A 12,125-nucleotide genomic window follows, 5' to 3' on the forward strand; every position below is an offset into this window, starting at 1 on the left:
GAGTCAGTATAGGGACGGTTTTTAGATTCGCTAAGGAATAAGAAGCTATTTGTTAATAACCAAAAAACACTTTTAATTGAGAGCGGGCGTGCTCGCGATACAGGCACTGCGGTGTATCAGGCACACCGCAGCGATCCCATCGCGAGCAAGCCCGCTCCCATACGGCAGGGTGTGGTCAGCCTTTAAAAATCATAACGGCCGGTCACGCCCAGTGTCCGTGGCGTGCCCAACAACCCTTCATAACCGCCATTGGCGGCGCTCCACAGGGTGGTGTAGTAGGTTTTGTCGAAGGCGTTTTTCAGCCACAGCGACACGTCCCACTGACCTTGGTGAAAGTCCCCGCGCAAGCCTGTGGATAAGTTGACCACCGCATAACTCGGGATCTGTGCATAAGCGGAGTCTTCGACCGTGCCCACGGCTTTGGAGCGGAACGCGTAGCTGGCGGTGACGTACTCTTCGAGGCCGTTGTTGAGGTTCCATTTGTATTCGCCATTGGCGTTGCCGATCCACTTCGAAGCGCCGACCACCTGATGCCCGCTCAAGTCGCATGAGGCAGGCGCGCCTGCTTGCAGGCTGACTTCCGGCGGGCATGGCGCATCTTTGTACGACAGGTAACGCACGTCATTAAACGATCCGTTGAGGTTCAGCGTCAGCCCGCGCACGGGGATCAGCGTGCTCTCGAATTCGACCCCGCGTGAGCGCACAGAGCCTGCGTTAGTCAGGTATTGAGCGCGTGTTGAATCGTCGTAAGCCGTGGTCTGGTACCCGTTGACCTGGGTCCAGAACAGGTTGGCGTTGAGTTGCAGGCGGCGATCCCACAGCGTGCTTTTAACCCCCAGCTCGGCGTTGTTGGCGCGCTCGGCTCCGATCAGCAGCGAGTCGGCCCCGGCGGTCGGCGCCGAGCCAACAGTGAGGTTCACCCCGCCCGATTTTTCGCCATGCGACAGGCTGGTGTAGCCCAGCACGTTGTCGTTGAAGTGGTAGGTCAGGTTCAGCAGACCTGAAGGGCTGGTGCTGTATTGGTTCAAGTCGCCCGAATCATAAGCGCCGACCCGCGCCTGGCGGGCCGCTGCTGCGGCGCCGGTGACAGCCGCCCCGCCGACGGGCGCATTGCGTGTCACCCACGCGCTTTTCTCTTCATACGTGCCGCGCAGCCCGGCTGTGAAATCCAGCTGCGGCGTCAGGTGCCACGTGCCTTGGGCAAACAGCGCAAAACTGTTGGTCGAAATGTGGCCGTTGCCCACGGTGTTCACGTCCGCCAAGGCACCCGTTGCTGTGCCATTCCAGATGTCAGCCTTGGGGCCGTAATAGGTGAAGGATTTGTTGTCCAGGTCGGAGCCGAAGTAGTAAGCCCCCGCCACGTAATCGAAGAAGCCGCCGGTCGGCGAAGCGATTCGAAACTCCTGCGACCACTGTTTGTCATTCACTGACACGCCTGCGTTGTAAGCCGCCGGTACGTCCAGGCCGTCGTCGTTGCGCGGGGTGAAATCCCACCAGCGGTAGGAGGTGATCGAGGTCAGCGTGTAATCACTGGGCAGTGTCCAGTTGGCCTCAAGCGAGGTGCCGCCTTGAAACACAGTGACCGATTGCTGGTTGTCGAGATTGACCTTGCGGTGCGAGCCGTCGACCAGCGTGGCCCCGGCTGCGGCAGCGCGTGTTTCGTATCGGTTAACGCCATTAATGGTCGGCCCGGTACTGAACAGCGTGCGGGTGCCCGCGCTGGAATCCTCTTCGTTGTAGTCGCCGATCCAGCGCAGGTTGAACGACTCGCTGGGCTTGTACAGCAGTTGCCCGCGAAACCCTTCGCGTGCGCCGCCGTTGAGTTTATGGCCGTCGAATTCGTTTTTGATGTCGCCATCGCTGCGGGTTCGGTAGGCCGAAAAACGCCCGGCCAGCTCATCGGTGAGCGGCCCGGAAATCGTCCCCTTGGTCTGGAAATACCCGTCCTCGCCCACTGACGTTTCGATGCTGCGCTCGGGGGTAAAGGTCGGCGCACGGGTGGTGATATTGATCACCCCTGCGGTGGTGTTTTTGCCGAACAACGTGCCTTGCGGGCCGCGCAGTACATCCAGTTGCTCGATGTCCATCAAGTCAAACACCGCCATGCCCGGACGCCCCAAGTACACGTTGTCGATGTACAGCCCCACGCTGCCTTCCAGGCCATCGCTGGCCGGGTTATTGCCCAGCCCGCGAATTGACACACTGGATTGGCGGGCATGCATGTAGGCGACGTTGACGCTGGGCACCAGTTGCTGCAAATCCTGAATCCGGTAAACGCGCTGGGTTTCGAGGGTCTGGCCGCTGATCACACTCATTGGCGTGGGCACGTTTTGCGCGCTTTCTTCACGGCGTCGAGCCGTCACGGTCACGGTTTTCAACTGGCTGTCATCGGCTTTTGCCGGTGCGGTTTTGGTGACGGGAGCGGCGTCCACGGCGGTTTGGTTTTCATCGGCCAGTGCCATCGAGCCCGTGGTGCAGCCCGCCAGAAATAGCGCCATCGGCAGGCGTTTAAAACGCCTTGAAGGGAACGGTAGGGCTTGCTGGGATTGGCTCATGGGCGGCTCCTGGTCGACGAAATACACAACCTTGTATATTCCTAATAGTTATTTGTTTATGTTTTGACAGATATTTACTGCATAAGAGATTGCCTTTATAAGGAGTCCATCGAATGCATAGCCAATGCATTTCCCCGATATTTTTGATGTGAAAAATGCATATCGACCTGCGCCAACTTCGTCACTTCATCGCCCTCGCCGAGCAGCGCAGTTTTGTTGCGGGCGCGCAGGCGGTAAACCTCTCGCAATCGGCATTCAGCCGCAGCATTCAGGCGCTGGAACACAGCGTGGGTTGCTCGTTGGTGGACCGTGGGCGCAAGGACCTGGCGCCCACCAAGCAAGGCCAGTTGCTGCTTGAGCACGCGCGGCGACTGGTCAGTGGCGCCCGGCAACTGACTAACGAGATCAACCAGTTCAATAGCCTGGAAAGCGGTGAGGTGTTGTTCGGGTGCGGTCCGGCGCCTGCTTCGGGGTTAGTGCCCAAAGCCATCGGACGTTTTATCGGGCGTTACCCGAAGGCGCGGGTGAATTTTCAGGTCGATGATTGGCAAAGCCTGAGCAAGCGCATGCTCAACGAAGAGTTCGAGTTTTTCATCGCCGATACCCGAAATTTCGAAGCCGATCCGGCGTACTTAACCCAGCGCTTGCGTCCGCGGCGCTGGTTTTTTTGCTGCCGCGCAGGCCACCCGCTGGCCCAACGCATCAGCGTCAGCGCCGAAGAACTGTTGAGTTATCCACTGGCCGTGACCATCCGCCCGCCTAACCTGCGCAAAGTGCTGGTGCAGTTAAGTGGACGCCAGGACTACGCGCCGAATGTGGAATGCGAAAGCCCGTTCAGCCTCATGAGCGTGGTGCTGAGCAGCGATGCCATCGGTATTTGCGGCGCCTACAGTGACGTTTTTTTGTACGCCAAGGGCGACCTGGTGCGCATTGAGGTCGACGAACTGGCCCAAGACCAGGACGCGCTCTACACCCGCTATGGCATCGTCAACCGCTCATCGACCCGCCTCTCGCCCTTGGCCCAGGCCATGATTGATGAAATCAAACAACTGGATAACAGCGACGACCACGATGTGTGTGGATTGGAGAATTTCGCGATTTAACGGCATGCGCGTTGTGCATCAAACCCATTCACCAAATGCGCTTGTCGCGCGCGGCGCGCTCGCGCGAAATCGGTCATCTGATCTGCCAAAGGTGAACCTTCATGCCACAGCTGCAACCCATCAAAAACGTGCTGTACATCATGTGCGACCAACTGCGTCGCGATTATTTGTCGTGCTACGGCCATCCGCATTTGCACACGCCCAATATCGACCGCCTAGCCGCGGCTGGCGTGCGTTTCAGCCGGGCCTATACCCAAGGCACGATTTGCGGCCCGTCGCGCATGTCGGCGTACACCGGGCGTTATGTCAGCAGCCATCAGGTGGCCTGGAACGCGGTGCCGTTGCCGCTGGAGGAGCTGACCTTGGGCGATTACCTGCGCCCCCACGGGATTCGTACTGCGCTGGTGGGTAAAACCCACGCCACGGCCAACGTCGATGCCTTACAGCGTTTGGCGATTGACCCGAACAGTCAGCAAGCCGAAATCTTCAATGAAGTGGGCTTTGAGGCCTACGCCCGCCACGACGGCATTTACCCTGACAGCCCGCTGTTTGACGACAAGCGCGACTCAGCGCCTTACACCCAGTATTTAAAGGACTTGGGTTACGACGGTGCCAACCCGTGGCATGACTGGGCTAACGCGGGTGCGGGGGCAGATGGCGAAGTGCTCAGCGGCTGGAAAATGCGCAACGCGCACTTGCCGGCACGGGTGCAGGAACAGCATTCGGAAACAGTGTTCACCACCGACCGCGCCATCGACTTTATCCAGGAGCAAGGCGAGCAGCCGTGGTGCCTGCATTTGTCGTACATCAAGCCGCATTGGCCCTATATCGCCCCGGCGCCGTATCACGCGCTGTATGGCGCAGAGCAGGTGCTGGCGCCGATTCGCCCGAGTGCGGGCAAAGCCAGCGACCACCCGGTGTACAACGCGTTTCGCCAGCACGAAGAGAGCCAGAACTTTTCGCGGGACGAGGTGCGTTTGAATGTGATTCCGACGTACATGGGGCTGATCAAGCAGGTCGATGATCAATTGGGGCGGCTGTTTGACCTGCTGCAAAGCACGGGGCGCTGGGACGACACGCTGATTGTGTTCACCAGTGACCACGGCGACTTTTTGGGTGATCACTTTTTAGGCGAAAAAGAGTTTTTGCTGGAGCCTGCGGTGGGCGTACCGCTGATCGTGCGTGACCCGCGTGCGGCGGCAGATGTGACGCGTGGCACGGTCGATCAACGCCTGGCGGAAACCATTGATGCCCTGCCGACCTTTTTGCAGGCGCTGGGGGTGACGGGGGCTGAGCACCGGTTGGAGGGTCGCTCGCTGATTCCGTTACTGCATGGGCAAACGCCTGCGTGGCGCGAGTACGCGATCAGTGAATACGACTACGCGTTTCAGGCCCCGGCACGTGAGCGCTTGGGCCAACCGATTGATCGCTGCCGCATGACCATGGTGCGCAGTGAGCGCTGGAAATACCTGGCGTATGACGGTTTTCGCCCGCAGCTGTTTGACGTGCACAATGACCCGCAGGAGTTGACTGACTTGGGTGAGGACCCGGCCTATGCCGCAGTGCGTGAGCAGCACATGGGGTATTTGTTTGACTGGCTGCGCGGGTTGAAGCGCCGCACCACCATCAGCCATCAGGAAGTGGATCGTCGGGCAGAGAGCTTTCGGTATGGCGAGCCAGAGGTTGAGAAGGTGGTGCAGATCGGGGTGTGGTAAGCCCCGCATGTGGGAGCGGGCTTGCCCGCGAGGGGGCGACGCGGTTTAACAGAAAAACCGCATCGCCTGCATCGCTGGCAAGCCAGGCTCCCACAGAGGTATACCTCGCAGTTTGTATTGGGCTACACGCCTTTTGTGGTCTGGCTGCGGTGCCCTTGCACGCTAACTGGCACATCGCCCTGCAAGGTCACACGGCGCACGATGCGGTCTTGGGTGCCGTAGTCGTCGATGGCGTAATGCTGGGTCGAGCGGTTGTCCCAGATCGCGACGTCACCCGTATTCCAGCGCCAGCGCACGGTGTTTTCCAAACGCGTCACGTGGCTTTGCAGCAGGTTGAACAGGTGCGCCGAATCAGACGGCGAATAGCCCTTGATGCGTTTCACAAAATGCCCTAGCACCAAACTCTTCTCACCACTCACCGGGTGCACACGCACCACTGGATGCTCGGTTTCATACACGGTTGAGGTGAAAACCTTGCGGTATTGCTCAATCTTTTCTGGCGAGACATCCGGCTTGGCGCTCGCGTAGTCGTATTCGTTGCTGTGCACAGCCCACAGGTTGTCGGCCAGATCTTGCAGGTTTTTAGGCAGTTTGGCGTACGCGCTGGCGGTGTTGGCCCACACCGTATCGCCGCCCGATGCCGGGGCCAGTACAGAGCGCAGTACCGACGCTTTGGGGTACGCGTCAACGAAGGTCACGTCGGTGTGCCACGAGTTGGCGCGCTGGCCCTGGGCGCCGTCCAGTTCCATCAAAAAGCGCGTGCCGTCACGCACGGGCACGGTGGGGTGAGCAATCGGGTCGCCGAGCAGTTGCGCGAAGGCTTCCTGGCTTTGGTCATCGAGGTGAGTCTGGTCGCGGAAGAAAATCACTTTGTGGGTCAGCAACGCCTGTTGAATCGCGTCGACGGTGCTGGCTTCCAGATCGCCCGACAGTTTGATCCCGCGGATCTCGGCGCCGATGCGTCCGGCCACCGGGTGTATTTCAAGTGTTTGAACGTCTGGTTTTACGGCTAAAGCGGCAGTGCTCATTGGATGACCCTCATTGTTTTGACGGCTTACGGTTTGAGTGCGACGAAAAGGCTTAGCGGGAGGCGGCCGCCAGCGGCGGTGTGACCCATTCGCTGACCTGGAACGGTTTGCGGATCAGGCGTTGCTCGGCGGCCAGGGTGACGGAGTCCTGTAATTTGCCGAGGAACACCGGGTCGAGTTGCGAGACGAAGATTTCGCTGAATTTCTGATCTTGCGTGTCTTTTTCAAGGATGTGCGCCGGGTAGCTGGCAAGCCCGGAGACCAGCGCGATGTAGGCCGGTTTGTTGGCGTCGTTGGTCAGCCATTGCACGCCTTGCTCCTGGGCTTTAAGCAGTTTGGCCACGGCTTGCGGGTGGGCATCGACGAAGGCGCCCGAGGCCACCAGCACGCTTTGCACGCTGCCCGCGTTGTTCAGGTCTTTGGTGTTCAGCGGGATGTCTGCCAGGCCTTTGGACTGCAACGAACTCAAGTTGGAGCCGCCCCACGAGGCGTCGATTTGTTTGGCGGCCAGCGCGGCCACTGAAGCGTTGAAGTCCAGGTTGATGACTTTGAGGTCTTTCTCGGTCAGGCCCACGCTGGCCAGCGCGGCGTCAAACGACAGTTGGGTAGCGGTGCCGCGAAACAACCCGACCCGTTTGCCTTTGAGGTCTTGCAGGGTTTTGATCCCCGAACCCGGCACCACGGCCAAATACTGTTTGTTGTCGCGTGCGGCGGCACTCAACAGGCGCGTGTCCAGGCCATTGGCTTTACCGATGATGGCGGCCAGGTCACCCAGGTAAGCGAAATCGACCTGGCCGTTGGCGAAGGCCTCGTTGATGACCGGGCCTGCGCCTTTGAAGTACTTCCATTCAATGGTGACGCCGTCGTCGGCGAAGGCTTTTTCCAGCAACTGCTGGCTGCGCAGCACGTCGCTGATCCCGCCGCCGCTGTGTTGGCTGCCCGCGCTGAGGTCGGGTACGGCGATGCGGATTTGCTTTAAGTCATCGGCGTGGCCCAGCAATGGCAAGCAGCCCAGCAAGCCCGCTAAGGCAGGCGCGGCCAGGCGGCGAAAGGTGTGTTTAAGAGGGATTGGCATGGGGGCAGCTCCTGAATACGGCGGGCATTGAGGAGCAAAAAGTAGGCATAAGATGTAGCGAAAAATAAATACTAAAAGCTCACAATTTAGTAACTAAAAGGAATAAGCGTTCTAGTCTGCGGCTGTCGGCCTGATATGCATAAGCCGCACTGAAAATATTCATTTAACGCATTGGCAGCGGATCTCAGGACACGGCATAAAGGACGGCCTTATCTCTTATAGATATGAATATCAATATTTATAGATCAAACGAGAATATAAATAGAACGTTTGGTTGCGCCCGCACAACCGACAACGGAGGTCTGCGATGGCTAAAGTTTCGCTGCTCAATTTGCCTTTGGCTGCCCCAGCGTTGGGTGTGAAGGCTTGGTTACCCAACGTCAGTCAGCGCGCACTGCCGTGGCTATTGCCAATAGGCCTTTTTTTTCTATGGTGGTTGGCCGCTCGCGAGCAATGGATGAGCGAGCAGATTTTGCCGCCGCCTTCGCTGGTCTGGCAAAGCGCGCTGGAGTTGGGCGCGGGTGAGCTGTGGGGGCATTTGGCGATCAGCCTGCAACGTCTGTTTTTTGGTTTGCTGGTCGGCGTCGGTATAGGCGCGGTGCTGGGCGCCACGCTGGGCTTGAGCCGTGTGGCGCAGCGGCTGGTTTTGCCGACCTTCAGCGCATTGGCGCAAGTGCCCACCTTGGCCTGGATTCCGCTGTTCATGGTTTTTTTTGGCATCGGTGAAGTGCTCAAGCTGGTGGTGCTGATCAAGGCAATTGTGGTGCCCATTACCTTGCACACGCTGGTTGCGGTGCGCGATGCCCAGCCCAAGTTGCGTGAAGCCGCGCAGGTGCTGCGCTTGCCGCTGCACCTTAAAGTTCGCCGACTGATCGTGCCCGCCGCCCTGCCCGGTTTTATGGCCGGTTTGCGTCTGGCGCTGGCGGCTGGCTGGACCTCGTTGCTGGCTGTGGAGTTGCTGGCCTCCAGCGAAGGTGTCGGCTACCTGATGGTCTATGCGCGGCAGTTGTTCATGCTCGATATTGTGTTTGTGTGCATCGTGGTGATTGGTGTGATCGGCGTCTCGATGGATCGCGGCATTGGCTGGCTGGATCAAAAGCTGGTGCATTGGCCGCATGCGGCGACCGCGCAATTGACCCTTGGCCCGCGTTCGACTGGCTGGCAGCGTCTGCAATCAGTGTGGTTGCCGCTGCTTCTGCTGGCGCTGTGGCAAGTCGCGGTGACGCAAGCATGGGTCGACCCGCAGATTCTGTTGAGCCCATGGGCAGTGGTGCACAGCACCTGGAGCGGCCTGGTCGACGGCAGCTTGCCGACCTCGATGGCTTTGAGCCTCAAGCGCACCTTGGGTGGTTTGTTGTTGGGCGGCGGTTTGGGTTTTGTCTTTGGCGTGGTACTGGGGTTGTCGTCGACCAGCGAACGGTTGTTGGGGCCGAGCCTGTCGGCGCTGCGCCAGATTGCGATTTTTGCGTGGGTACCTTTACTCACGGCATGGTTTGGCCTGGGCGAGTTGTCGAAGTGGGTTTTCGTCGCCCTGGCCGCTTTTTTCCCGCTGTTTATTGCCACCCAACGCAGTGTGGCCAACCTTTCGCCGCAGTTGCGTGAAGCGGCGCAGGTGATGCGCCTGAGTCTGTGGCAACGCTTGCGCCTGCTGGTCTTGCCGGGTGCCGCGCCGGGGATCTTTGCCGGGCTGCGTCTGAGTCTGATCTACGCCTGGCTGGGCACCATCGGCGCGGAATACTTTATGCCGTCCAATGGTGGCATCGGCAGCCTGATGATCGGCGCCCAACAACTGCTGCGCATGGACACCATCCTCAGCGGCATGCTGTTGGTGGGCCTGACCGGCGCCCTGCTGAACCTGATTGGCCAACGCCTCGAAACCCGCGCAACCCGCTGGAGAAATGCATGAACGCACCTATCGTCAGTTTTAATCAGGTCGGTAAATCCTTCGAAGTGGACGGCCTGGAACTGGAAGCCATACGCGATTTCAATTTGCAGATTGCGCAAGGTGAGTTTGTCGCCATTGTCGGCTCCAGCGGTTGCGGCAAGTCGACCTTGCTGCGTTTGCTGGTGGGGCTCGACACTGAGTTTCGCGGCTCGATTGAAGTGGATGGCAAGGCCGTCAACGGCGTGGGCAGCGAGCGTGGGATCGTGTTTCAGGAACACCGTCTGTTCCCGTGGTTGAGCGTTGAAGACAACATTGGCCTGGGGCTGGTGAATGAACCGCTGACTGCGGCCGAGCGTCAGCAGCGGGTCGCGGCGTTTATTGAACTGGTGGGCTTGAAAGACTTCGCCCGGGCGTTCCCGCATCAGTTGTCCGGCGGCATGGCGCAGCGCGTAGCGATTGCTCGCGGGCTGGTGGCCAGCCCACGGATTTTGCTGTTGGATGAGCCGTTTGGGGCGCTGGATGCCTTGACCCGCCAGCAAATGCAGGACGAACTGCTGGCGATTCGCGAGCGGGCCAAAATCACCACCGTGCTGGTGACGCATGACGTCGAAGAGGCGATTTTTCTGGCTGACCGCGTGGTGGTGCTGGAACCGCGGCCGGGGCGGATCAAGCAAGTGGTCAACATCGACCTGCCCCATCCGCGTCATCGCAGCAGTTTTGAGTTTCATCAACTGCGTGAAGAGCTGCTGCATGAATTGACCCGTGAAGGGCCTTATCAGCCGCTGGCGCGCGAGCAGATTCGTGATTTGCCGCTGGCGTTTATTGCCTGCTGAGTGGGTCGGATGCTGTGGGGGCGATGGAGGGGGCTTCAAGAAAACGGGTTGCTGTGCAACCCTTCGCAGCCTTCGGCAGCGACTACAATCAGCTTTTTACCCCAAGAGCTTGCGCCATGAAAAGCCTGGTTGATCATCTGAGCCAATACGCCGCTTACCACCGTGACAAACGCAATATCGTCACCCACTTTGTGGGCATTCCGCTTATTGTGATTGCCGTGGCGGTGCTGTTGTCGCGACCGCAATGGGCGGGCATTTCGCCTGCGGTGTTAGTGATGATCGCCAGTGCGGTGTTTTACCTGCGCCTTGAACTGCGCCTGGGGTTATTAATGACCATGTTGCTGGGGCTTGCGGTGTGGCTCGGGCACACCTTGGCGGCGCTGAGCACGGGCGCGTGGCTGAGCTGGGGGGTTGGGCTGTTTGTAGTCGGCTGGGTGATCCAGTTTGTGGGGCATTACTACGAAGGGCGTAAGCCTGCGTTTATCGACGACGTAACCGGGCTGATAGTCGGGCCGTTGTTTGTGGTGGTGGAGTTGGGTTTTCTGCTGGGCTGGCGCCAGGATTTGCAGCGCGAAATCGACGCACGAATCGTGTAGGAGCGAGCTTGCCCGCTCCCACCGGTTTATCTAAACGCCTGGTGCAACTGTGCCAGCGTTTCAAAGTGGTAGGTGGGCGCGTGTGCGCTCAGCTCTTCGAAGCTGCCAAAGCCGTAGCCCACGGCTGCCGCGTCCAGGCCGTTGTGGCTGGCGCCGATGAGGTCGTGCTTGCGGTCGCCGATCATCAGGGTCTGCGCCGGGTCCAGCTTTTCTTCGGCCATCAGGTGAGCAATCAGCTCGACCTTGTTGGTGCGCGTGCCGTCGAGCTCGCTGCCGTAAATCACTTTAAAGTGCTTGGCGAAGTCAAAGTGCCGGGCGATTTCGCGGGCGTAGATTTGCGGCTTCGAGGTGGCGATGAACAGCTGGCGGCCTTGGCCCACCAGTTCTTCAAGCAGCGGCGTAATACCCTCAAACACCTGATTTTCGTACAGGCCTTTGACCGAGAAACGCTCACGGTAAAAGCCCACGGCTTCCCAGGCCTGGGCTTCGCTGAAGCCGTAAAACTCGATAAAGGCTTGCAGCAACGGCGGGCCGATAAAGTGTTCGAGTTTGCGCAGGTCTGGCTCCTCAATGCCCATTTTGCTCAATCCATACTGGATAGAACGGGTGATGCCTTCGCGTGGGTCGGTCAGGGTGCCGTCGAGGTCGAACAATACGTTTTGATACTGCATGCAGGGCTCCAAAATAAGCGGCTTAAACGGGCTGGTCGTAGCCTTCGGCCAAGTGCTGGTCTTTGAGTTTTACGTAGTTGCCAGCGCTGTAGGTAAAAAAGGCTTTCTCTTTTTCAGTCAGTTCACGCACTTGCTTGACCGGGCTGCCCACATACAAAAAGCCGCTTTGCAGGCGCTTGCCCGGAGGCACCAGGCTGCCCGCGCCCACGATTACGTCGTCTTCAATCACCGCCCCGTCCATCACGATGCTGCTCATGCCGATCAAAATCCGGCTGCCCACAGTGCAGCCATGCAGCATGACCTTGTGCGCGATGGTCACGTCATCGCCGATCAGCAGCGGGAAACCTTCAGGGTTGAACGGCCCGGCGTGGGTGATGTGCAGCACGCAGCCGTCTTGCACGCTGGTGCGCGCACCGATGCGGATGCGGTGCATATCGCCGCGAATCACGGTCAATGGCCAGATCGAACTGTCGGCGCCGATCTCGACGTCGCCAATCACCACGGCCGAACGGTCGACAAAGGCGCGCTCGCCCACGGTAGGTGTGTGCTGCTGGAACGGACGGATGGACACAAATAGCTTCCTTCTTTAGCAGTAATAGGGCGTTACAGGGCTGCGGTAACGGTCGATTGTAATTAAGATGGCCCAAGGTCTGCTGACGTTTCA

The 12,125-nt window shown here is 59.2% G+C and carries 10 protein-coding genes; 5 read left to right on the top strand and 5 right to left on the bottom strand.

Translation table 11 applies throughout. The features are described from left to right. Positions 1–182: 182 nt before the first annotated feature. A complete protein-coding gene (locus tag GHO25_RS13870) occupies positions 183–2,555 on the bottom strand; it encodes a TonB-dependent receptor (RefSeq protein WP_153391018.1) in 2,373 nt (790 codons plus the stop codon). Between the two features lie 155 nt (positions 2,556–2,710). Here GHO25_RS13870 and GHO25_RS13875 point away from each other — a divergent pair, with 155 nt between their 5' ends. Together GHO25_RS13875 and GHO25_RS13880 are read left to right on the top strand one after the other, a co-directional pair. Then, positions 2,711–3,658, top strand: coding sequence for a LysR family transcriptional regulator (locus GHO25_RS13875; protein WP_123750637.1), 948 nt, complete (start codon positions 2,711–2,713; stop codon positions 3,656–3,658). Between the two features lie 101 nt (positions 3,659–3,759). Then, positions 3,760–5,373, top strand: a complete 1,614-nt coding sequence (locus GHO25_RS13880; RefSeq protein WP_123750638.1) for an alkaline phosphatase family protein — start codon at positions 3,760–3,762, stop codon at positions 5,371–5,373. A 122-nt stretch (positions 5,374–5,495) separates the two neighbouring features. Here GHO25_RS13880 and GHO25_RS13885 read toward each other — a convergent pair whose 3' ends face one another. Both GHO25_RS13885 and GHO25_RS13890 read right to left on the bottom strand, forming a co-directional pair. Then, the gene (locus GHO25_RS13885) at positions 5,496–6,401 is read right to left on the bottom strand and encodes a TauD/TfdA family dioxygenase (protein ID WP_153391019.1); all 906 of its coding nucleotides are present in this window, start codon (positions 6,399–6,401) and stop codon (positions 5,496–5,498) included. 52 nt (positions 6,402–6,453) lie between these two features. After that, positions 6,454–7,476, bottom strand: coding sequence for an ABC transporter substrate-binding protein (locus GHO25_RS13890; RefSeq protein WP_153327916.1), 1,023 nt, complete (start codon positions 7,474–7,476; stop codon positions 6,454–6,456). A 307-nt stretch (positions 7,477–7,783) separates the two neighbouring features. Between GHO25_RS13890 and GHO25_RS13895 the strand changes: the two genes are divergently transcribed. From GHO25_RS13895 to GHO25_RS13905, 3 genes are all read left to right on the top strand, one after another. Next, entirely contained in the window at positions 7,784–9,382 is a 1,599-nt protein-coding gene (locus GHO25_RS13895; RefSeq protein WP_123750641.1) for an ABC transporter permease, read from the top strand. Then, entirely contained in the window at positions 9,379–10,194 is an 816-nt protein-coding gene (locus GHO25_RS13900) for an ABC transporter ATP-binding protein (RefSeq protein WP_153391020.1), read from the top strand. The genes GHO25_RS13895 and GHO25_RS13900 overlap by 4 nt, the downstream gene beginning before the upstream one ends. Positions 10,195–10,310: 116 nt before the next feature. Beyond that, a complete protein-coding gene (locus GHO25_RS13905) occupies positions 10,311–10,790 on the top strand; it encodes a DUF962 domain-containing protein (protein ID WP_153391021.1) in 480 nt (159 codons plus the stop codon). A 26-nt stretch (positions 10,791–10,816) separates the two neighbouring features. Here GHO25_RS13905 and GHO25_RS13910 read toward each other — a convergent pair whose 3' ends face one another. Further along, positions 10,817–11,461 carry an HAD family hydrolase gene (locus tag GHO25_RS13910; RefSeq protein ID WP_153391022.1) on the bottom strand — a complete coding sequence of 215 codons (645 nt, stop codon included), beginning with the start codon at positions 11,459–11,461 and terminating at the stop codon, positions 10,817–10,819. 22 nt (positions 11,462–11,483) lie between these two features. After that, the gene (locus GHO25_RS13915) at positions 11,484–12,032 is read right to left on the bottom strand and encodes a gamma carbonic anhydrase family protein (RefSeq protein WP_048372587.1); all 549 of its coding nucleotides are present in this window, start codon (positions 12,030–12,032) and stop codon (positions 11,484–11,486) included. Positions 12,033–12,125 lie beyond the last annotated feature (93 nt).

The sequence above is a fragment of the Pseudomonas sp. FSL R10-1350 genome, from assembly GCF_009600525.1.
In the GTDB taxonomy this organism is placed as follows: Bacteria; Pseudomonadota; Gammaproteobacteria; order Pseudomonadales; family Pseudomonadaceae; genus Aquipseudomonas; species Aquipseudomonas helleri.

What these genes read in the sequence shown, in the direction of transcription:
- GHO25_RS13870 (WP_153391018.1), bottom strand. Translation starts at nt 2,555, where the DNA reads ATGAGCCAATCCCAGCAAGCCCTACCGTTCCCTTCAAGGCGTTTTAAA.
- GHO25_RS13875 (WP_123750637.1), top strand. Translation starts at nt 2,711, where the DNA reads ATGCATATCGACCTGCGCCAACTTCGTCACTTCATCGCCCTCGCCGAG.
- GHO25_RS13880 (WP_123750638.1), top strand. Translation starts at nt 3,760, where the DNA reads ATGCCACAGCTGCAACCCATCAAAAACGTGCTGTACATCATGTGCGAC.
- GHO25_RS13885 (WP_153391019.1), bottom strand. Translation starts at nt 6,401, where the DNA reads ATGAGCACTGCCGCTTTAGCCGTAAAACCAGACGTTCAAACACTTGAA.
- GHO25_RS13890 (WP_153327916.1), bottom strand. Translation starts at nt 7,476, where the DNA reads ATGCCAATCCCTCTTAAACACACCTTTCGCCGCCTGGCCGCGCCTGCC.
- GHO25_RS13895 (WP_123750641.1), top strand. Translation starts at nt 7,784, where the DNA reads ATGGCTAAAGTTTCGCTGCTCAATTTGCCTTTGGCTGCCCCAGCGTTG.
- GHO25_RS13900 (WP_153391020.1), top strand. Translation starts at nt 9,379, where the DNA reads ATGAACGCACCTATCGTCAGTTTTAATCAGGTCGGTAAATCCTTCGAA.
- GHO25_RS13905 (WP_153391021.1), top strand. Translation starts at nt 10,311, where the DNA reads ATGAAAAGCCTGGTTGATCATCTGAGCCAATACGCCGCTTACCACCGT.
- GHO25_RS13910 (WP_153391022.1), bottom strand. Translation starts at nt 11,461, where the DNA reads ATGCAGTATCAAAACGTATTGTTCGACCTCGACGGCACCCTGACCGAC.